This is a genomic window from Bacillus sp. TL12 (assembly GCF_022625245.1).
Taxonomy (GTDB): Bacteria; Bacillota; Bacilli; order Bacillales; family Bacillaceae_G; genus Bacillus_A.
This window is the reverse complement of record NZ_JAJJBY010000022.1, coordinates 43,958-65,340: the sequence shown is the minus strand read 5'-3', so window position 1 is coordinate 65,340 and position 21,383 is coordinate 43,958. Positions and strand designations below refer to the sequence as shown.

General features: G+C 37.5%; 18 protein-coding genes and 1 pseudogene. 16 read left to right on the top strand and 3 right to left on the bottom strand.

Annotated features, from left to right (window positions below):
- Positions 1-83 precede the first annotated feature (83 nt).
- The 3 genes and pseudogenes from LOK41_RS18860 (at position 84) to LOK41_RS18850 (ending at position 3,029) form a co-directional block, all read left to right on the top strand.
- The gene (locus LOK41_RS18860) at positions 84-506 is read left to right on the top strand and encodes an Ig-like domain-containing protein (protein WP_241817827.1); all 423 of its coding nucleotides are present in this window, start codon (positions 84-86) and stop codon (positions 504-506) included.
- Between the two features lie 232 nt (positions 507-738).
- On the top strand, positions 739-1,140 hold the full coding sequence (locus LOK41_RS18855; RefSeq protein WP_241817826.1) for a BlaI/MecI/CopY family transcriptional regulator: 402 nt from the start codon (positions 739-741) through the stop codon (positions 1,138-1,140).
- A pseudogene (locus tag LOK41_RS18850) lies at positions 1,140-3,029 on the top strand (M56 family metallopeptidase). Before LOK41_RS18855 ends, LOK41_RS18850 begins: the two are co-directional and overlap by 1 nt.
- A gap of 116 nt (positions 3,030-3,145) precedes the next feature.
- Here LOK41_RS18850 and LOK41_RS18845 read toward each other — a convergent pair.
- Positions 3,146-3,286 carry a YflJ family protein gene (locus LOK41_RS18845; RefSeq protein ID WP_241817825.1) on the bottom strand — a complete coding sequence of 47 codons (141 nt, stop codon included), beginning with the start codon at positions 3,284-3,286 and terminating at the stop codon, positions 3,146-3,148.
- Positions 3,287-3,439: 153 nt separating this feature from the next.
- Here LOK41_RS18845 and LOK41_RS18840 point away from each other — a divergent pair, with 153 nt between their 5' ends.
- On the top strand, positions 3,440-3,799 hold the full coding sequence (locus LOK41_RS18840) for a hypothetical protein (protein ID WP_241817824.1): 360 nt from the start codon (positions 3,440-3,442) through the stop codon (positions 3,797-3,799).
- Positions 3,800-3,824: 25 nt separating this feature from the next.
- Here the strand turns inward: LOK41_RS18840 and LOK41_RS18835 are convergent, their stop codons facing one another.
- Positions 3,825-4,010 (bottom strand): YhzD family protein, encoded by a 186-nt coding sequence (locus LOK41_RS18835; RefSeq protein WP_174101553.1) that lies wholly within the window; start codon positions 4,008-4,010, stop codon positions 3,825-3,827.
- A gap of 139 nt (positions 4,011-4,149) precedes the next feature.
- Here LOK41_RS18835 and LOK41_RS18830 point away from each other — a divergent pair, with 139 nt between their 5' ends.
- The 5 genes from LOK41_RS18830 to LOK41_RS18810 all read left to right on the top strand — a co-directional run bounded on the left by LOK41_RS18830 (position 4,150) and on the right by LOK41_RS18810 (position 10,827).
- The gene (locus LOK41_RS18830; RefSeq protein WP_241817823.1) at positions 4,150-5,391 is read left to right on the top strand and encodes a metallophosphoesterase family protein; all 1,242 of its coding nucleotides are present in this window, start codon (positions 4,150-4,152) and stop codon (positions 5,389-5,391) included.
- Positions 5,388-8,300, top strand: coding sequence for an ATP-binding protein (locus tag LOK41_RS18825; RefSeq protein WP_241817822.1), 2,913 nt, complete (start codon positions 5,388-5,390; stop codon positions 8,298-8,300). The genes LOK41_RS18830 and LOK41_RS18825 overlap by 4 nt, the downstream gene beginning before the upstream one ends.
- Before the next feature lie 41 nt (positions 8,301-8,341).
- Positions 8,342-9,286 (top strand): 3'-5' exoribonuclease YhaM, encoded by a 945-nt coding sequence (yhaM, locus tag LOK41_RS18820; RefSeq protein WP_241817821.1) that lies wholly within the window; start codon positions 8,342-8,344, stop codon positions 9,284-9,286.
- 240 nt (positions 9,287-9,526) lie between these two features.
- The gene (locus LOK41_RS18815) at positions 9,527-10,621 is read left to right on the top strand and encodes a Rap family tetratricopeptide repeat protein (RefSeq protein WP_241817820.1); all 1,095 of its coding nucleotides are present in this window, start codon (positions 9,527-9,529) and stop codon (positions 10,619-10,621) included.
- Entirely contained in the window at positions 10,621-10,827 is a 207-nt protein-coding gene (locus LOK41_RS18810; RefSeq protein ID WP_241817819.1) for a Phr family secreted Rap phosphatase inhibitor, read from the top strand. The genes LOK41_RS18815 and LOK41_RS18810 overlap by 1 nt, the downstream gene beginning before the upstream one ends.
- Positions 10,828-10,897: 70 nt before the next feature.
- On the opposite strand, the gene LOK41_RS18805 is transcribed toward LOK41_RS18810, so the two are convergent.
- Complete coding sequence (locus LOK41_RS18805) at positions 10,898-11,185, bottom strand: hypothetical protein (protein ID WP_241817818.1); 288 nt, start codon at positions 11,183-11,185, stop codon at positions 10,898-10,900.
- A gap of 555 nt (positions 11,186-11,740) precedes the next feature.
- Here LOK41_RS18805 and tnpB point away from each other — a divergent pair.
- From tnpB to LOK41_RS18770, 7 genes are all read left to right on the top strand, one after another.
- Positions 11,741-12,868, top strand: coding sequence for an IS200/IS605 family element RNA-guided endonuclease TnpB (tnpB, locus tag LOK41_RS18800; RefSeq protein WP_241817817.1), 1,128 nt, complete (start codon positions 11,741-11,743; stop codon positions 12,866-12,868).
- 369 nt (positions 12,869-13,237) lie between these two features.
- The gene (locus LOK41_RS18795) at positions 13,238-14,113 is read left to right on the top strand and encodes an alpha/beta fold hydrolase (RefSeq protein WP_241817816.1); all 876 of its coding nucleotides are present in this window, start codon (positions 13,238-13,240) and stop codon (positions 14,111-14,113) included.
- Positions 14,114-14,436: 323 nt separating this feature from the next.
- Positions 14,437-16,824 (top strand): immune inhibitor A domain-containing protein, encoded by a 2,388-nt coding sequence (locus LOK41_RS18790; protein ID WP_241817815.1) that lies wholly within the window; start codon positions 14,437-14,439, stop codon positions 16,822-16,824.
- A gap of 717 nt (positions 16,825-17,541) precedes the next feature.
- Complete coding sequence (locus tag LOK41_RS18785) at positions 17,542-19,215, top strand: M4 family metallopeptidase (protein WP_241817814.1); 1,674 nt, start codon at positions 17,542-17,544, stop codon at positions 19,213-19,215.
- A gap of 259 nt (positions 19,216-19,474) precedes the next feature.
- Positions 19,475-19,675 (top strand): sporulation YhaL family protein, encoded by a 201-nt coding sequence (locus LOK41_RS18780; RefSeq protein WP_003195714.1) that lies wholly within the window; start codon positions 19,475-19,477, stop codon positions 19,673-19,675.
- Between the two features lie 205 nt (positions 19,676-19,880).
- Positions 19,881-20,330, top strand: a complete 450-nt coding sequence (locus tag LOK41_RS18775) for a helix-turn-helix domain-containing protein (protein ID WP_241817837.1) — start codon at positions 19,881-19,883, stop codon at positions 20,328-20,330.
- 212 nt (positions 20,331-20,542) lie between these two features.
- Positions 20,543-21,100: a glycerol-3-phosphate responsive antiterminator gene (locus tag LOK41_RS18770; protein ID WP_241817813.1), complete on the top strand. Its 558-nt coding sequence runs from the start codon at positions 20,543-20,545 to the stop codon at positions 21,098-21,100.
- Positions 21,101-21,383 lie beyond the last annotated feature (283 nt).

The following is a 21,383-nucleotide window of genomic DNA, read 5'->3' as shown; positions in this document are numbered from 1 at the left end:
TAAATTCGTTTCATTATATCAATTTAAGGCGTGTAGGGACACGGTGGAATATGATTGTATGCAATGGTTTAAATGAATGAAATATGTTTGAAGAAGTGGAGGGGAAGTTAGCGCAAATGCTTCCATATGGTTTCATTGACATATTGTATAGGTTTGGTTGGCAGAAAAATTTGAGTTTCAGACCCCAAAAGGCTGATATGAACCGAGAATTTCCAGGAATGGAAGATGTAACGGAAAAGAAGAATATTCAGTCTGCTGATTATGTTGATGCAAAAATAATTATAGATTCTGTGACACATGATGATAAATATGTGACAGGCCATGCGAAACCGTATTCAACAATAGTATTAATGAATGGTGATGTACTTATTGGAAGTGGCCGAGTTGATAAATATGGGAAGTTTCGTATATGTATGTGTAATCATTTGAAAAAGTATTCTATCATAAAAGCTCAGGTGATATTCGATGGTTCTTATCAAGAGAGCGTAACGATTCATGTTAATTAACGATGATGTAAGTTGTAAAATGGCAAACAGATATGTGAAACGATTAGAACAGAGTCCATAAAAGTGATTCTGTTTTTTTATTTATCAACCTTACAAAGATGTGATCTTTGTAAGATTGATATTCATGAGTGTCCGGAATGTGGTTGTAAATATATGGTTGACAACTAGGGATTACATTTGTAATATCGTATTATGGATTACAAATGTAATATGAGGGGTGAAGTTATAAACAATGAAAGAATTACCTAAAATATCGGAAGCTGAATTAGAAGTGATGAAAGTTCTTTGGGGGAAGTCACCACAAACGGCGAATGAAGTGATTGAAGAGTTAGAGAAAAAAATGGATTGGAAGCCAAAAACGATTCGAACGCTTATTAATCGACTAGTTCAAAAAGAAGCAGTTTCTTACCACCAAGAAAAAGGGCGCATGTATGCGTATTACCCTGTAGTGTCACAAGATAGCTATCTACAAGTGGAAACAAAATCTTTTCTGAAACGTTTTTATGGTGTGGCACTTAAACCTTTACTTGTGAATTTCTTGAAAGAAGAGAAACTATCTTCAGAAGACATCAATGAGCTGAAACGCATTCTGGATGAGAAAACAGAAGAAAATCAGCGGAAGAATAGATTGTGATGATGGATCTGTTTGTAAACATCTATCTGCATCGTTTTTTTGATTGGGTGATAGAAACGTCCATTATGGCAAGTATTGTAGTTGGCTTCATTTTATGTGTCAAAATCGTATTGAGAAACAAGTTGACTCCGAGGTGGCAGTATTTATTATGGATGGTATTAATTGTGAGGCTTGTATTACCATGGTCACCAGATAGTTCCTACAGTATTTATTCTATTCTTTCGTATAACAATGGAACTGAGGCTATTTTTCATCAAAAAGAATCTATGAACGAGAATGTGGCTATAGATGATACGAATGTGTCTGTAAACGAAAAGATTTACGAACCTAGTTTCATAAAAATACCTGAGGAAAATGAAATAGGGAAGCAGCACAATGAAAATAAAACTGAGGCAACATTTTCATTTTATACAATCTTTTTATACATATGGTTAGCTGGTATTATCATTTTAGGGTTTGCGACGATAGTTATGAATAGACGCTTACGTCTCTACATTAAAAAGCAGTCTGCTATTACGGATGAACGGATTGTCAAAATCTTTGAAGACTGTAAAAAATCTATGTCTGTTCGGAAGAATATTCCATTACTGTTAGCGGGGAAAGTTCCAAGCCCAACGGTGTTCGGATGTTTTCGACCAACGGTGCTACTATCGAATGTCCATATGAAAATACTAGATGAACAACAACTGAGGTATGTTTTTTATCATGAATTAGCTCATATAAAAAGAAGAGATGTTGGAGTCAATTGGCTCATGCATAGTTTGCTTATTTTAAATTGGTTTAACCCGATTCTTTGGTATGCCTACTCGTGCATGAGGGAAGATCAGGAACTGGCATGTGATGCATTCGCTTTGACATTTATAGATTCCGAGGAACAAATCGCATATGGTCATACGATTATTACGCTTTTAGAACATTATGCGAGTTATTATCAAGTGCCTAGCTTAGCGAATTTAAGTCGAAATAAACGGACGCTGAAAAGGAGAATCCGTATGATTAAGAGCTTTCAAAAGAAATCATATCGCTGGTCGGCGCTTGGAGTCGTCGTAGTGATTGCTGTATCATCCTTATCCTTATTAAATGCACGTGCAGATATGCCGGCTAATCGGCAGAAGGAACAGACTGTAGTAAAAGATGAAAGAAAAGAAACGAAAAACCAGCCTGATGTTTCCATTGAGAAAAGTGTAGAAACAACGATTGGAACACAAGAACAGGCATTGGCAGAATTGAAGATTCCAGAAAACCAATACAAAAAAATGATGGATGATATAGCAGCGGCTAAAAAGTATTTAACAAAAGAAGAATTTGATACATATATCAAGTTGCAAGGAGAGTGGTATGCTCTTCAAAAGAAAGCAATTGCTTTAGGAGAGAATCCAGAACTGCTAAGTGCAGAAGAGCAAAAGAAACTAGAAAAAACGGCAGAGGAAATAGGACCACTTTGGGAAAAGGTGAGGAAACATTTTCTATTTACAATAGAAGAAGCACAAAAAATAGTGGATTTTCCAATTAAAAAACCAACTTATATAGCAGAAGGCTATCAACTAAAAAAAGAAAGAGTTGATACATAGGCTACAGTGGGGAAACCGAACCCGATTATTCATTCAGAATATAGAGGTGAGGAGTTTGGATATAGAATCTATCAATCAACTGTTTTAGAAAAAGGAAAGGATCCATTTTACTTTTGGATTAATGATAAGGACAAAATTGAAAATTATGAGCTAGAAGGAGCAAAGGTCACTTTTGCGAAAATGACAGGAAGTAATGTAAAAGCAATGAAGATGGTTGTTCCTGCTAAAGAAAAACATAGTGCCTATCAAATTGTCATTGTTGATGATGTTTTAAATAAGGCTGAGTTAGAGAAGATTATGCTTTCTATGTTGAATTAAAAACGGCTTTTTATATGGCTGTAATTTTTTTCTTTCAATTAGAAAGTGAAGAAAGCCGTATTGATACATAAAAAGGAGCAACGCCAAAACAAACGTTGCTTCTTTTTACATGAGTATTAAGCCGATTCCCTCTGAACTCTCTCAAGCAAACTAGCTAAGATGTGCGTACGATATGATTCTAATTTTCTACCTTCATAAGTACGGATACCTAATTTTTTTAGTTCTTTTACATACCAACCTTTGCTTCCGAAATACATATAATCGCTCCCCTTCAAATTTGTTTTAGTTATTTGTCCTGATTTTTGGAGGTACGGGAAATAGATGAAGGAAATGAATTTCGTGTGAAAATGGTTAACTTTGATGCAAAAGACATATATACTAAAGGTAGTATATAACGAGGTGGGCACGACGTGATTATAGAGAAGCACGAAATTCAAATTGACCAAATTACGAGCGGAAAGGTGAATATATTTACTTTCTACCGAAATCGAAAGCAAATTGACGATCCGTTTTTGAAATTGCAAGAGCCATCGCTTACGGCAAACTACTATTTCCATTTTCATTTTGATGCGGAAAGCCTGAGTCTTCTGCAGGAAGAGTTTCCTAGCGTATATCCGTACGACGGGAATGGAACGATTCACGACTGGACGGAAAAGATGAAAGATGAGCTAATGCGCCAAATTCAAACTGGACAGTGGAACAGACGCGTGCGTGTTGGTAACCGGATTCTAGATGTGGTATTTACGTGGTGTGATGAAGATATAGTATGAAAAAGAAGCGGATGACGCTTCTTTTTTAGCGCTGGAATAAAACAAGCTTACCAGCTGAAGATGTGCAGCGATGTGTTTTCTCATACAATCCTTTTTCTCGCAAAATGGATTCGCCTTTTGACTTCGCTTCTGCTTCTGTCGCTACCTCAAATGATTCGTCTAGCACTTTTGAACCATCTTTTTCAAAGACTGTTAGAACGTATACTCCCATGAAAATTCCCCTCCAAAGATTAAAATCAGAATCTTATAACTATTTTGTCATAAATCGCTAGAATATGCAAAGAAATATGTGACATTGCGTGGTAAAATAGATTGAAGCTTTTATCGGATAAGGGAAGGATCGTTTATTTGTGAAACAAGTGAAGTTTATACATGCGGCAGATTTACATTTGGATAGTCCGTTTAAAGGAATGGAAATGAATGTGCCGTCATCTGTTTGGGAAAGAATGAAGCAAAGTACGTTTCAGTCATTTGAGCGTATTATTGATAAAGCAATTCAAGAGCGCGTGGATTTTGTGTTGATTGCGGGAGATTTATATGATGCGGAAACGCGAAGTCTCAGGGCGCAAGTGTTTGTGAGAGAGCAAATGAAGCGTCTTTCGCAGTATGAGATTCCAGTTTATATCATTCATGGTAACCATGATCATTTAGGCGGAAGCTGGGCGGCAATTGATTTTCCTGAGAATGTTCATGTGTTTACAGAGCCATATGTAGAAGCGAAGTCATTTTATAAAGATGGGGAACTGCTTGCATCAATTTATGGATTTAGTTATCTTCAGCAAGCTGTTACGGATAATATGACAGCGCAGTATGAAAAAATGAGTGATGCACCATTTCATATTGGGATGCTTCACGGGAGTGTAGAAGGCGATGCAGAACATAATCGTTATGCGCCGTTTCAAATTCGTGAACTGAAAGAAAAAGGGTTTGATTACTGGGCTCTTGGCCATATACATAAGCGCGAGATTTTAGCAGAGGAGCCGTATATTATTTATCCAGGTAATATACAAGGACGCCACCGGAAGGAAACGGGAGAAAAGGGGGCGTACCTTGTTGAGATATCGGAACAGGGAACGAATTGTTCCTTCTTCCATACGGCGGATGTCGTTTGGGGAGAAATAGAAATTTCTATTGATGAACTAGAAACAGTTGATGACCTTATGATAGCTTGCACGGAAGCGCTGAATGCGTGCCGTAAAGAAGAGGAAGGAACATTGTTGACAGCTGTGTTTACTGGGCAAGGACCACTCGCTTCTTATTTGCGCGATGAAAAACGAGTGGAAGAGATTTTTCATATTTTAGCAGCGGGAGAAGAGCGTAGAGATTTTGTATATGTGATGAAATGGAAGAATGAGACGGTTTCATTTGCGGAAACGGCGCGGTTAAAAGAGGAGAATCATTTTGTCGGTAGTGTACTGCAAGAACTAGAATCTTTTACAAATATGGATGCGGTGCTTAGGACAATTTGGACATCTCCTGTCGCACGTAATGTGGTTGAGTCTTTTTCAGAAGAAGAGAAGGCAGAGATTCAAAAGGAAGCGGAAAATATTATATTAGAGCAATTATTCCAGCAAGAGAGGGATAAAAAATGAGAATTGAAAAACTCCATATTTATGGCTATGGGAAATTAGAAAATGTGGAAATGGATCTTTCATTGCTGACAGTGTTGTACGGTGAAAATGAAGCGGGAAAATCAACGATTCGTTCGTTTATGAAAAGTATTTTATTTGGGTTTCCAACAAGGGGACAAAGACGCTATGAACCGAAAGAAGGCGGGAAGTACGGCGGTGTGCTGACGGTGATGGCAGAGCAGTACGGGAGAGTGAAAATCGAGCGTCTTCCGAAAACGGCTGCTGGGGAAGTAACGGTTTACTTTGAAGATGGTAAAACAGGCGGCGAAGAAGTACTGCAGACTTTGCTGAGCGGGATGAATGAAAGTTTGTTTGATTCGGTCTTTTCATTTGATATGCATGGTCTTCAAAATATTCATCATATTGGAGAAGCTGAAATCGGAAATTATTTATTTTCAGCGAGTGCAGTTGGAAGTGACGCGCTGCTGCAGTTAGATAAAAAGTTAGAAAAAGAAATGGAGCAGCGTTTTAAGCCAAATGGTCGTAAGCCCGAGATTAATGCGATGCTGCAAGAAATAAAGAAGCTCCAGGAAAAGCTTCAGGCGTGGCAAGGGAAGATTGGTACGTATGAAAAGGTGATGGGGCAGTTAAAAGAAAGTGAAGGGTGCCTTGCTCATATTCGAAATGAAAAAGAGATGGCAGAAAGGCGTAAGCAAGACTATGAAGTATTGGCCACGCTGCAACCGCTTGTCATTGAAAAGCGCGCATATGAAAAGGCGTTAGAAGAGCAGGAAAATCCGTTTCCAGTTCGAGGTGTGGAGCGCTATGAAACAATAAAAGCAAAGCTTGAGCCGCTCAGTGTACAACTCGATTCCATCCAAAAAAGAATGGAAATGGTACAATCGGAACTAGATGGGATAGAAGTACAAGAAGAGCTTCTGCAAAAAGATAGTTATGTGGAAGAACTTCTGATGCAGCATATGTCATATGAAAATGCGCGCCAAGAAATGCGTGATATTACAGCAAGCACCCGAAATATGAAAGAAGAGATAAAAGAACTTGAGCAACAAATTGGTGCTACTTTTGAAAAGGAAAGTGTACTGTCATTTGATACAAGCCTTGCAGCAAAAGAAATGATAACGCAAACGGTGCAAAAGGCGAGAGAATTAGACAAGCGGAAAGAGCAGCTTGATGAGCGTTTTAAAGTAGCTCAGCAGCAATTAGAAGAACAAGAAGAGAATGTCGGGCACATTCGAAAGCAAATGTTAGCGGATGAAGAGCGGCAGAAACTTGTGGAAAAGAAAAAAGAGTTTCAAGGTACAAGTTTTATTGGGACTAGTAGTCAATATGAAGAAAGAATGAAAAGTGCGCAGGAAAAGAAAAAGCGCTGGCAGAAAGTTTGTTTCCTTTTGTTAGCTATTAATACAGTGATGTTGCTGACAAGTGTATTGTTAGATAACCGCGCATTGATATTTACGAGCGTTGTTGTTTTTGTTCTTATTGTACTTGCCCTTGTTTTATATAAAGATAATTTTTCAGATCGTTTACAAGCGGAACTGCTCTCGCTAAAGCAAAGTGCAGGGGGAAGGCAAAATGAAGAGGCGCTATCCATTCGTTATCAATTAGAAAAAGATGAAGAAATGCGTAAATTATTTGAGCGCGAGTCTTATAAGCTGCAACAAATAGAACGGGCCTATGATAAAGTGGTTTCTGCATACGAAGAATGGGAACAGGGTACGTTTCATGTGGGAGAGCAGATAGATACATATCATGCACGCTATTCTTTCCCGCGCTTTTATACATATGCACATATATTGCCGGCATTTGAACGTATTGAAAAAATGCAGCAGTTATATCGCGAAGTAGGAAAATTGGCGGAGCGAAAAGGAATTTTATATGAAATGATTTCGCAGTTTGAACATAAACTAGAGAACGTTATGGAAAATACAGATTTTGATCATCTGCATATGATTCGTGATCGTATTCAAAAGGAAAAAGAAAAAGGGCAAAAGAAGGAACAACTTTTAGGAAAGCTTGCTGATTGGAAAGAAGAACGAGAGGTACTGCAGCATCAAGTAAATCAGCTCATACTAGAAAGAGATGCGCTATGGAGGGTGGCGGAAGCTACTGATGAAGAAGCGTTTTTAGAAGCTGGCAAGAGGGCAGAAAAGCGTGAAGAAGCAGAGAAGCAAGTAGAGCGGTTATCACCTCAAATTGATATGCTAGAAAAGCGTTTAACAAGCTTATCATTAGTGGAACACTACCAAGTGGAAGGGTATGAAGAAAACTTAAATCAAGAAGTGCTTCATATACGAGACTTCCTTTCAGAAGAGAAGAAATTGACGGAGCGTATTGCGGAGTATCGTGTAGAGATTGCGAATTTAGAAGAAGGCAGTACGTACGGTGATTTATTACATGAATGGGAAATGAAAAAATCACAAGTACGTGAGCAAGTGAAAAAATGGGCTGCGTATGCCACGGCAAAAACGGTGTTAACAAAAACGAAGCAATATTATCATGAAGTACAGCTGCCACGTATTTTACAAAAGGCCGAAGAATATTTTGTATACTTAACAGGCGAAAAGTATAGTAAAATATTTTCACCATCTGAAGCAGAGCCGTTTATTGTTGAGCGGAGTGATGGGATTCGTTTTTACAGTCATGAACTGAGTCAAGCGACAGCGGAACAACTTTATTTATCACTAAGATTTGCGTTAGCGCGGACGTTTGAACATGATTACCCATTTGTTATTGATGATAGTTTTGTGCATTTTGATGCGATAAGAACAGAACGAACAATCCAGTTAATAAAAGAAATTGCGAAGGATAGACAAGTGATTTTCTTTACATGTCATGCCCATCTATTATCCTTCTTTACGGAAAAACAGATTATAAAATTATCACATGAGCGTAAAGAAAATAAGGTGTAGTGTGCTATACTAAAAGTACTTAAGTTGGTGGAGGAATCAGAATGAAAAAGAAAATTGCAGAGTATGAAGTTGGTGAACAAGTCGATATCTTCCTGCTAATTAAAACAGCGACAAAAGGTATCGCGAGTAATGGAAAGCCATTTTTAACAGTAATCTTACAAGACCAAAGCGGCGATATTGAAGCGAAGCTATGGGATGTATCACCAGAAGTTGAGAAACAATATGTTGCAGAAACGATTGTGAAAGTAGCTGGGGATATTCAAAACTATAAAGGGCGCATTCAACTTCGTGTGAAGCAAATCCGCGTTGCAAATGCGAATGAAGTAACAGATATCTCAGACTTTGTTGAAAAAGCACCAGTGAAAAAAGAAGACATGGTCGAAAAGATTACACAGTACATATTTGAAATGAGAAACCCGAACATTCAGCGTCTTACAAGACATTTGTTGAATAAGCATCAAAATGAATTTTTAGACTATCCAGCAGCAACGAAAAATCATCACGAGTTCGTATCAGGACTTGCGTATCACGTTGTATCGATGCTTGATTTAGCGAAAGCAATTGCTACGCTATATCCATCTTTAGATAAAGACTTACTGTATGCAGGCGTTATTTTACATGACCTTGGAAAAGTAATTGAATTATCTGGCCCAATTTCAACAACATATACACTAGAAGGAAACCTATTAGGTCACATTTCTATCATGGTAAACGAAATTGGAAAAGCAGCAGATGAGCTGAAAATTGACGGAGAAGAAGTATTAATCCTTCAGCACATCGTTTTATCCCATCACGGGAAAGCGGAATGGGGTAGTCCAAAGCCACCACTAGTAAAAGAAGCAGAAATTCTGCATTACATTGACAATTTAGATGCAAAGATGAATATGATGGATCGCGCGCTTGGACGCACGAAACCAGGCGAATACACAGAGCGTGTCTTCGCGCTTGATAATCGTTCATTCTATAAGCCTTCTTTTCATAATTAAATAACACTTATGAGGCAAGTGATTTTAGCGTATAGCTGAGGTCGCTTGCCTTTTTTATTTTCAAAAGTAAGGGGGATATGAAAAGCAGATTTTATGGGATGATTTTTAATTGCGCTCGAATGGTGAAATATTCTGACAATTATTTTTCAATTAACGTAAAGAAGGGGTTTGATATACAATTTGTGTAATTGTATTAATATTCAGGATATTTCACGTGGAAAATAAGAAGGAGGAATCGTTATGAGTGCACATGTAATAACGAAAGAACAGATTAAGCATTCATTAGACGCTTGGTATCAGTCGATGTTGCAGCAGCAAGTGGAGAAAGCGACACGATTGAAAGAAGAGATTGATGGGAAGATTGCTAATATCGAAGAAGATCAAAATTTATTGTTATATTATGCCTTATTAGATTTTAGATGTAAAGTGTTGACTGATAGTTTAAGTATTACAAAAAATAGTTTTGATGTAATTGAATCGTATAACACACCGTCTGATGGGGTTCTTTTGTATTATTACCACTTTTTTAAAGCGATACATGCTACCTTAACAACGAATTATAATGATGCTAGTGAATATTACGAGAAAGCCGAAAAACTGTTGAAGCATGTGCCTGATGAGTTAGAACGTGCAGAATTCTATTATCGTATTTCTGCATTTTTTTACTATACAACGCAACCAATGAATACTATAAAATATGTAAACAAAGCTAAAGAAATTTTCTTAAAGCACACAGGATATGAAATGAGTATTGCCTTATCGGAAAACCTTTTAGGATTAACTGCTATCCAAATAGGACAATACGAACAAGCTGAGGAATGTTTGAGTTCCGCAATAGATATTTTACAAAAACAAGATAATGAAACTTTGCTTTTGAGGGTGCGTCATAACTTGGGATGGTTATATGCAAGTCAAAACCTTTCAGCATTGGCAATTCGTCATCTATCCGAGGTTACAACAAAAATGTCGACACACTTTAAAGCTATTTTTCTACAAGCTAGGGAACATCGTAAACTAGGCGAAATAAATATTGCTGAGGAGTTACTTATAAAAGGCTTAAATATTTGTGCTGAATTGAATAATGAAGAATATATACATCACTTCACTATTTTAAAAGCACTAAATAATAATATTTCAACAGAAGAATTAGAAAAGATTATTCTTGAAGGAATTACCTATTTCGACAAAGAATCACTATATAATTACACTCAAGAATATACAGAAAAGCTAGCAGTTAAGTTTTACGGTGAAAACAATCATGTCAAAGCAAGTGAGTATTTCCACACAGCATTACAGGCAAAAGAAAAAACGTTTGAGAAAGGGGCATTAAAATAATGTTTAAAAAAATTCGTGTTGTGGTAACAGGAGTAGCGTTAGTTGGTATCATATCTGTTGGTTTAAATAGTTCATTTTCACAACAAGCTAATCACGGGGATGTACCAGCACCAGCAAGACCTGACTTAGCATACAATGTTGGAGATGGTGGAGCACCTTCCAACTCACATGGGAACACTGGTGGAATTGTAGCACAAGAAATTTAAGTGAATTTACAGCAAAAACAGAAGAACGTTTACCCTCACTAATAGACGTTCTTCTTTTATTTTGCACTCTTTACCTCCAGCGCCATGCGATTGTTGTATCTTCTATGTAAATGGCCGGTATATCGATTTCTAAGTATTTACCTTCATTTTCATCAAAAATAGACCAATTACTTTCCGCTAAAAATTCTGGATCTACGACTTCAAAATCAAATTCATTTTCCTCATCAACCATCCCACGGAAATATTCATGAAATGGCTGACTATTTTCATTTAAGTGAATCGTTCCATGCATCCACGGTGCATCTGTGGATACTTCTGTGATTTTACCTAATTCAATATCTTTAAAGTATAGTTTCATATGGACACCTGCTTATCTGTAAATTTTATCCCGCATTAACGGGCAGTAAGACCCCCGCCTCAAGATTCAGAGAGAAACGAGGAAGGTAGGTGGGGGATCAACTGCCCGTAAAAGCCCGATTGGTGAGGGCTGATAATCAGTGGGGGATGAAGAAAACCCCCACTGATTAAAGTTTCACTTTATCATTTCCCGACAGAAAACTCCCACCTCAAGGAATGGATAGGATATGGTCCAATGAGTAGGTGGGAGATGAATGGCGGTTAGGCAAAAGGCTAAGAGTTCTTCTTGTTGAAGAGTTAGTATGAGGTATCGGAATTCGTTCGTTCCTATAGAAGGAAAGTGATGCAGTAAGAAGCATTCTTGCATATAAGGAATTGTTCCATCATAAAAGTCCGTCCATATGTATACATTTTTGAAGGGCGGGAGAGGAATTTCGACAAAAAAGAAGAAATGATACGAGAGAAGTATTTTTTTGGGTACATTCTAATATCGTTCTCATGAATAACGTGAAAAAAGCATGTAGAAAAACCAAAATAGGAAGTGAGGTGGAAAGTGGTGCTCGTCCATAAAGCGTATAAGTTCCGGATCTACCCTAGCGCAGAACAAAAAATACGTATTGCGAAAACAATGGGTTGTTCTCGTTTTGTATTTAATTACTTTTTGGCAAAATGGAATGATAAATATAAAGAAACAGGAAAAGGATTAACCTATGGCACTTGTTCTTCGCAATTACCTGCTCTCAAAAAAGAATTTGTGTGGCTCAAAGAAGTGGACAGCACGGCTCTTCAATCTTCTCTTCACAACCTCGCTGAATCGTATTCACGATTCTTCAATAAACAAAATAAAGCACCTCGGTTTAAGTCGAAAAACAATACAGTCCAATCGTATACAACGAAGCATACGAATGGGAACATCGCGATTGTAGGTAATAAAATAAAGTTACCGAAACTTGGCCTTGTTACGTTTGCCAAAAGTCGTGAGGTAGAAGGACGTATTTTGAGCGTTACTGTCAGAAGGAATCCAAGTGGGACATACTTTGTCTCGATTCTTGCCGAAGTAGAAGTGCAAGAATTGCCAAAGACAGGTTCTGCTGTTGGTGTGGATGTTGGCGTGAAAAACTTTGCGATTCTTTCAACTGGAGAGGTATTTGGTAATCCGAAATGGTTTCGGGTATTAGAGAAGAAGCTCGCTCATGCCCAACGTATTTTGTCTCGCCGTACAAAAGGTGGAGCGAACTGGCATAAACAGCGAATCAAAGTGGCTCGTATTCATGAACGACTCACAAATGCAAGAACCGATTACTTGCAAAAACTCTCTACTATGATCATTAAAAACCACGATGTGATTGGGATAGAAGATTTGCAAGTATCCAATATGTTACAGAATCACAAGCTAGCAAAAGCGATTCAAGAAGTATCTTGGTCACAATTCAGAGCGATGCTTACGTATAAGGCAGAGTGGTATGGGAAACAAGTCGTCGTGGTATCAAAAACATTCGCCAGCTCTCAACTTTGTTCGCATTGTGGAAACAAAAACAAAGACGTGAAAGATCTGGAATTGCGTGAATGGAAGTGTCTTTCTTGTGGTATGCATCATGATAGAGATATCAACGCAGGACAAAATCTGAGAAAAGAGGCCTTAAGGCTTCTAACCGTAGGGACTACGGGGATTGCCTACTTATAAAGCCGAGGGATACTTTGGTGTTCGTAGGAATCCCCCACTTCAAACAGTTCGTTAGACTGTTAAGTGGGGGTAGTTCAAAAGACTAACGGTGTTTGATAAATCATCTCAATCTTTTAGTAGAGTACAAGGAGTATAAATTTCGTAGAAAAGAATTGACTTACTTTTTGTTTGTAACTATAATGATTACAGATAGTTAAATAGTATGAAAGTAATCTAATGTATTCTTATATAGACAGAAAACATATTTTTTTGTTATAGTTGTAACTGATTTGATTACAACTGTAGTGGCTATAAAATATGTGTAAAAAGTGAAAACTAATTTTAAGTATATGTGTCCATAGTTACAATGGCAGAAAGGAGATATTTTATTTGAAGCGATTAAAGTTCTATATAATTAGTTGCCTTGCGCTTGTTGTGCTGGTCGTTTGCAATATCGTTGAGAAGCCGACAGCGAAAGTGGAAGAAGTGAAAGATGTTTTTGTTACGAAACTACACACAAAAGAAAAAATGGCAGAAATCGATGGGCAAACAATCTATTTTAAACAGATTGGGGAAGGAAAAACGCCGCTGCTTATGCTTCATGGCTTTGGAGGTTCTTCGGATGGATTTCGTGATATTTATCCGGAACTCGCGAAAGATCATACGATTATTGCGGTTGATATTTTAGGGTTCGGACGTTCTTCGAAGCCGGTGGATTTTCAGTATTCCTTCCCAGTGCAAGCAAATTTATATTATAAGTTAATGAAAAAACTAGGCTATGATCAGTTTGCGCTGCTCGGTCATTCGATGGGGGGAGAGATTTCTCTTAATTTAACTTATTTATATCCTGAGGCGATTACGCATCTCATTTTAGCGGACTCGACAGGAATCGAATCTTTTCAGCAAAAAGGAGATATTCAAAAGCCAAAATTATCAGCTGATATAAATACTGTATCTACTATTACGGATTATGATAAAAATGAAGTGAAAAATAGCAGAGATGATAAAGAACATTATCGTGAACTGACGAAAATGAGAGAGCGCCGCATGGTGATGGATGCAGATACGATTCAGGTGCCGACGTTAATTATTTGGGGGAGAAATGATAAAAGTGTTCCGTGGAAAAATGGTGAGACCTATCACCAATTATTCAAAAATAGTACATTCCATATAATCGAAAAAGGATACCATGCGCCATTTCGTCAAGAGCCGGAAGAATTTATGAAATATGTCCAAGCTTTTTTCGAACAACATGCGAATCATTAACTGATGTTTCATTATGAAAAGGTAACAGATTTTTGTTTGTGTCGTTATTTGCCGAATGGTCGATATATTTCAATTTGCGCCGATATATGGTGAGGAATGATCGATATATTTGAAAAATCGCCGATAAAAATTTCTCCACAACCTGAAAAAGGTTCTGCTTAAGCAAGCAGAGCCTTTTTTTTGTATGTTTAATTATCAGAAAAATATTTCTCAACCTTTTTTATATCTTAATTTTTAAAATATATTGAAAATTGAATAACCAAACAATATTATTTAAATATCGACAAAAAATGATAATTCGCAGGACATAGGGAGGGAATGGATTGAAAAAGAATAAGAAATTAAAACCTTTATCAGTATTAGCAACAGCGGCAGTGTTAAGTAGTACGTTTGCATTTGGGGGGCAATCTGCATATGCGGAAACGCCATCAGCATCGTTGCCGATTGACGAGCATTTAATACCGGAGGAACGTTTGGCGAAAGCGTTGAAAGAGCGCGGAGTCATTGATCAATCAGCATCACAAGCTGAGACGTCAAAGGCTGTAGAGAAGTATGTTGAGAAAAAGAAAGGGGAAAACCCTGGGAAAGAAGTAATAACAGGGGATAGCCTTACGCAAGAAGCTTCTGATTTTATGAAAAAAGTAAAAGATGCGAAGATGCAGGAGAATGAAAAAGCGCAACAGCCAGCAGTAGGTCCAGTAGCTGGTCAATATGCGGGAGTGAATACTAGGAAATTAAATGGAAAAGTTCCGACTACACCAGCGAAACAAACAGAATATAACGGTGCAGTTCGCACAGATAAAGTGCTTGTTTTACTTGTAGAATTTAGCGATTTCAAACATAACAATATTGATCAAGAACCGGGATATATGTATTCGAAGGACTTTAATCGTGAGCATTATCAAAAGATGTTGTTTGGCGATGAGCCATTTACGTTATTTGATGGGTCAAAAATTAATACATTTAAGCAATATTACGAAGAGCAATCAGGCGGTAGCTATACAGTTGATGGAACTGTAACGGAATGGTTAACTGTTCCAGGAAAAGCTTCGGATTACGGTTCGGATGCTGGTACTGGTCATGATAATAAAGGGCCTTTAGGACCACGTGATTTTGTGAAAGAAGCATTAAAAGCTGCAGTAGCAAAAGGGATTAACTTAGCTGATTTTGACCAATTTGATCAATACGATTACAACGGAAATGGAAATAAAAACGAGCCAGACGGCATTATTGATCATTTAATGGTTGTTCATGCGGGTGTAGGACAAGAAGCTGGTGGCGGTAAGTTGAAAGATGATGCGATTTGGTCTCATCGTTCAAAACTTGGATCAAAACCATATGCAATTGATGGTACAAAATCTTCTGTTTCGAACTGGGGCGGAAAGATGGCGGCATACGACTATACAATTGAGCCTGAAGATGGAGCGGTTGGTGTGTTTGCACATGAGTACGGTCATGATTTAGGTTTACCAGATGAATATGATACAAAGTATACAGGGAACGGTGAACCTGTTGAATCTTGGTCTCTTATGAGTGGCGGCAGCTGGTCTGGAAAAATTGCAGGAACAGAGCCAACGAGTTTTTCACCACAAAATAAAGAGTTTTTCCAAAAAAATATGAACGGAAACTGGGCGAATATTTTAGAAGTAGACTATGATAAGCTTCGCGGTGGTATTGGTGCAGCAACATATATCGACCAAAGTGTTACGAAATCTAAACGACCAGGAATCGTTCGCGTGAACTTACCTGATAAAAATATTAAAAATATCGAAGCAGCATTCGGTAAGCAGTTTTATTACAGTACAAAAGGGAACGACATGCATACATCACTTGAAACACCAGTATTTGATTTAACAAATGCGGCGAATGCTAAGTTTGATTACAAGGCATTCTATGAGCTTGAAGCGAAGTATGATTTCCTTGAAGTAAATGCAATTACAGAAGATGGAACAAAAGTGCGTATTGATAGAATTGGTGAAAAAGATGTAAAAGGCGGTATGGATACAACTGATGGTAAGTGGGTTGATAAGTCATACGATTTAAGCCAATTCAAAGGAAAGAAAGTAAAATTACAGTTTGAATATGTAACAGATATTGCAGTGTCTTACAAAGGATTTGCGTTAGACAATGCAGCATTAACTGTAGATGGTAAAGTTGTTTTCTCTGATGATGCAGAAGGACAATCAGCAATGACATTAAAAGGATTTACTGTATCTAACGGATTTGAACAGAAAAAACATAATTACTATTTAGAGTGGAGAAATTATGCTGGTTCTGACACGGCATTAAAACATGCGCGTGGTCCAGTATTTAATACAGGAATGGTTGTATGGTATGCGGATCAAAGCTTTACAGATAACTGGGTAGGCGTTCACCCAGGTGAAGGATTCTTAGGAGTAGTAGATTCTCATCCAGAGGCAATTGTAGGGACATTAAACGGAAAGCCGACTGTGAAGAGCAGTACGCGTTATCAAATTGCGGATGCGGCATTCTCATTTGATCAAACGCCAGCATGGAAAGTAGATTCACCAACTCGCGGAATCTTTGATTACAAAGGATTACCAGGGGTTGCGAAATTTGATGATTCTAAGCAGTATATCAACAGCGTCATTCCAGATGCAGGACGTAAGTTACCGAAACTAGGATTAAAGTTTGAGGTAGTAGGTCAAGCTGAAGACAATTCTGCAGGAGCAGTTTGGATTCATCGATAGAATAAGGTGAAACTAAGAGGAGTTGTCCCATAAGCCGGTGAAACCGACTTATGGACAGCTCTCTTTTTATTGTGGAAACGGGGCAGTTTAGTTTAGGAACCAGTTCATTGGATAGGAAGATATAAAGTTCATTTTCAATAAAAACGAGAAATGATATTGCTAGAGAATTGCCTATTCTTTTAAAGTGAAAGAGACCATAGTAAAAAAATATATAGACTATCAAAATATTAAGAGATGAGCGCATGCTACTATATAAATACAAATTGAAAAACCGACATAAAAGCCCTCCTTTCTTTTTAGGGAGGACAAGAGCATCTGGCCGTACATAGGAGTGGTCAGTGCCTTTTCCTGCCACATGCGAGATTAAAACAAAGGGAGCAAGCCAGTAGCCGTCCTGCTATATTCTGCATAGCAGCGATTTGTATGTCGAGAAATCAAAATGGATTTATATAGCATGTTGCTCTCTTTTTTTATTGTATGAGAATAAAAACACTCAAGTCATGCCGCCTTTTACCCCCTAAATTCCTCTATCCATAAATCATTGTGAAAAAGGATGTTTCTATAACAAAGAATAGAATTACCGAGAATGAAAAAATGTGAAAATTTAAAATTTAATATATGTAATTTTGCATAAATAACCACAAGATAATGTTTTATTTGTATACTCCTTAACAAGATGCATCTTTATTATTTGTAGTATTGAGAGGAGAAATAGAAATGAAGAAATCCGTCGTTACATTACTAGCAACAGGGATGGTTTTAGGTGCTCCATTTTCAAGTGCCTTTGCAGAAGAACAAGTATCGCAGCAAGAAGCTTTGGACAAAATGGAAGTCGTTCAAAAACAATGGAATGATGAGCAAGGAAATCCATCCTTCCTTTCGGGAGAATTATCTGATAAAAAAGTGGATTCAGAAAAAGCAGTAAAGGTGTTCCTTGAAGAAAATAAAGAATTATTTAAAATCAACCCACAAACGGACTTAACACTGAAAGAAGTAAAGTCAGATGATTTAGGAATGAAACATTATGTGTACATTCAATCTATTAATAAAGTTCCAGTTGATGGTGCACGTTTCATTGTTCATACAAATCGTGATGGCAAAGTAACAACGGTAAATGGAGACGTACATCCCGCTGCCGCTGACCGTTTGAAAGGAAATACAAAGGCAAAGATTTCAAATGAAACTGCCCTTTCAAATGCATGGAAACATATTAATCTAGCAAAAAAAGATACACTTGTAGAAACAAATGGGACTCCGTTAGAACAAATAAAAGAAAAAGCAAAATCTACAAATGAAAAAGCAGATTTAGTTGTTTATGAAAAAGACGGGAATTATTACTTAGCTTATAAAGTACAATTACAATTCATTAAACCTTATGGAGCAAACTGGCAAATCTATGTAAACGCGGAAGATGGAACAATTGTAAATTCATATAATGCAGTTACAGATGCAGATACTCCGCAAAAAGGCTATGGCACCGGCGTATTTGGGGATCGAAAAAACCTGAATACAACTTATAGCAGTCAATATGGAAAATACTATTTAAAAGACACAACAAAGCCGATGAATGGTGGCTTTATTGAGACAACTACAACTAATCATGGCACTGACTGGCAAAATCCAGATAATTACTATCTATTCGATAAAGATAATGCTTGGATAGATAAGAGCCAAGCTCCTGCAGTTGATGCTCATTTTAATGCAGGAAAAGTATATGATTATTATAAAAATGTTCATAACCGCAATAGTTTTGACGGAAAAGGTGCAACAATTCGTTCTGGAATCAATTTCGGAACCAACTACAATAATGCATTCTGGAATGGACAACAAATGATTTATGGTGATGGCGATGGTGTTGAATTTGCACCGCTGTCAGGTTCGCTTGATGTTGTTGCACACGAACTAACACATGCGGTAACTGAAAAGTCAGCTGAGCTTGAATACCTAAATCAATCCGGGGCACTAAATGAATCTTTTTCTGATGTATTTGGATATTTCGTTGATCCAGCCAACTGGGATTTAGGAGAAGCTGTAACTACGCCAAAAGTTGCAGGAGATGCACTTCGCAGCTTATCAAATCCTGAAAAGTATGGACAACCTGCTCATATGAATGACTATCAATATTTACCACCAACAGAAGAAGGAGACAATGGTGGCGTACATATCAATAGCGGTATTCCAAATAAAGCTGCTTATTTAACAATCAATGCTATTGGTAAGGAAAAAGCAGAAAAAATCTACTACCGTGCTTTAACAACGTACCTTACACCAACAAGTGATTTCAGCAAGGCACGTGCTGCTTTATTACAATCTGTTGCTGATTACGATGGCGTTAATAGCGCGACATATCAAGCTGTGCAAAAAGCTTGGAATGACGTAGGAGTAAAATAATAGTTTCATTGATAGAAAAATGTAAAAGGACACGCTTGCTAGGAGTATCTGGCGAGGGTGTCCTTTTTTCACTATCATTAAAGAAAGGGTTCTGGTGCAAAAACTTCAGGACAATTGCAATGAATCTATCAATCTTGGACATACTGACACTATTACTCTAAAAAGGGTGCGTGATTTGTATGGAAAAAAGTCATAATCTTGTCCTTCCTCTCATACAGTGAAACTAATAAGGCTTGTCTTAGGAAAGGAAGGAAATCAAGTGGAAACTTTACCATGGTGGATTTATCTTGTTATTATCGGGATTGTCGTAAGTGGCTACATGGTTTTATATACTTCTAAAAAAGAGCAAGATATGGATAATGAGTTTATTGAAAAAGAAGGGGAAGTATATATGAAGCGTTTAGAAGAAGAGCGCGAGAGACGGAATCAAGAAAGTGATAAGGATTCTGTGTTGCTTTAATAAAAATACTTTGAGAAGAGAAATGCACTATATTTCTCTTCTTATTTTATTTTGTAGGAAATAATGATAGTAACGATTTGCGTGTTACAATAGCGCTATTATATGGTGTAACGCATAAGTTGCGCAGTTTATGCAACTACAACTATCTTTACTCTTCATCATTCATTTACTCATACTAGAAATAGAGAGAGGCGGTGAACGCATTATGATTTTTAGCGAACGTTTAAAAGAAGAAAGAGAGAAAAGAAATTGGTCACAAAATGATTTGGATGAAAAAATTCATGTAAGTCGTCAGTCTGTTTCGAAATGGGAGACTGGAAAGAACTATCCAAGTATCGAAATTATCATTCATTTAAGTGATCTATTTTGTATTACGATAGATGAGTTATTGAGGAGTGATGAGGAGTTGAAGCAGAAAGTAATTCAAGATAGTAAACAATTAGCGCATCCAAAATGGAAGATGTTTTTTGATAGTGTATTTATGTTGGGATTATTTTTGTTACTATTAAAAATCAGTGTACTACTGTTAAATAAGTTTGCAGGAGCAAGTATAACAATTTTAGCAGGTGCACCGTATGTCATGAATTTTTTACCGTTAGTCCTTATGGTTATAGGCGGTATGGGATCTGATAAGTTGAAAAAAATATACCAATAAAAGCTGCCCCTGAATTGGGGGCGGTTTTTTATCGGCGATTTTTCAAATATATCGACCGTTTCTCACCGTATATCGGCGATTCGACATAGGATATCGACCATTCGACGCCGCGCGACAAGAAAGAGAGCTGAAAATTTCTCCTACTAGCTTTTCTTTTCGCCTAAATTGTGTACTATAAAAGGTATGATGACGTAAAGAAGGGGACTTTTTGAATGGAATTTCATGAACAAAAGATTTTGCCAGCTGTTCGGCAGATTAAGGATTTAGAAAAGTTACTACATAGCTCTTATGAGTATATGGTTATTTTAGATATTCATATCGGTCAATTGAAAAGTGTTGTGAAACTGGCGAAGCAACATGACAAAAAAGTATTTTTACATGTTGATTTAATTCACGGATTGCAAAGTGATGGCCATGCGACAGAGTTTTTGTGCCAAGAGTATAAGCCGTACGGGTTATTATCGACAAAGGCAAGTGTAATTATGAAGGCGAAGCAAAAGGGTGTTGTTGCGATTCAACGTATCTTTTTAATTGATTCGAGTGCGATGGAGAAAAGTTGCAATCTTTTAGAGAAAACAAAACCAGATTATATTGAGGTGCTTCCAGGCGCTTTAACAGGTGTGATCGCGGAAGTGAAAGAACGGACGGGTGTGCCGATTTTAGCAGGCGGATTTATTCGTACGGTGGATGATGTGGAAAGAGCGTTAGCTGCTGGTGCGACAGCGATTACAACGTCGAAAAAAGAACTATGGAAACATTACCAAAAATAGAAAAGCTTTCTTTTAGGTAGGAGAGAGGATCCACTAATGCATAGAAGCGGGTCAGTGCCTATTTTCGCTCCAAGCCGTGTGAAAACAGAGGAAGAAAATGAGTGGAAGGTTGCTTTTGTCTTCATAGCACTGGCTTGTATGTTGAGAAATTGAACCACCCCCACCTACCTCTAAACGAGCTTGAGGTGGGGGATTCTCCTGCTTCTGCTCGGGCAAAAACAGTTCCTCTCGTTCAACAAAGAGGATACAACGATATAGAGTTCGGTAGTGTCTGTATGTAAGA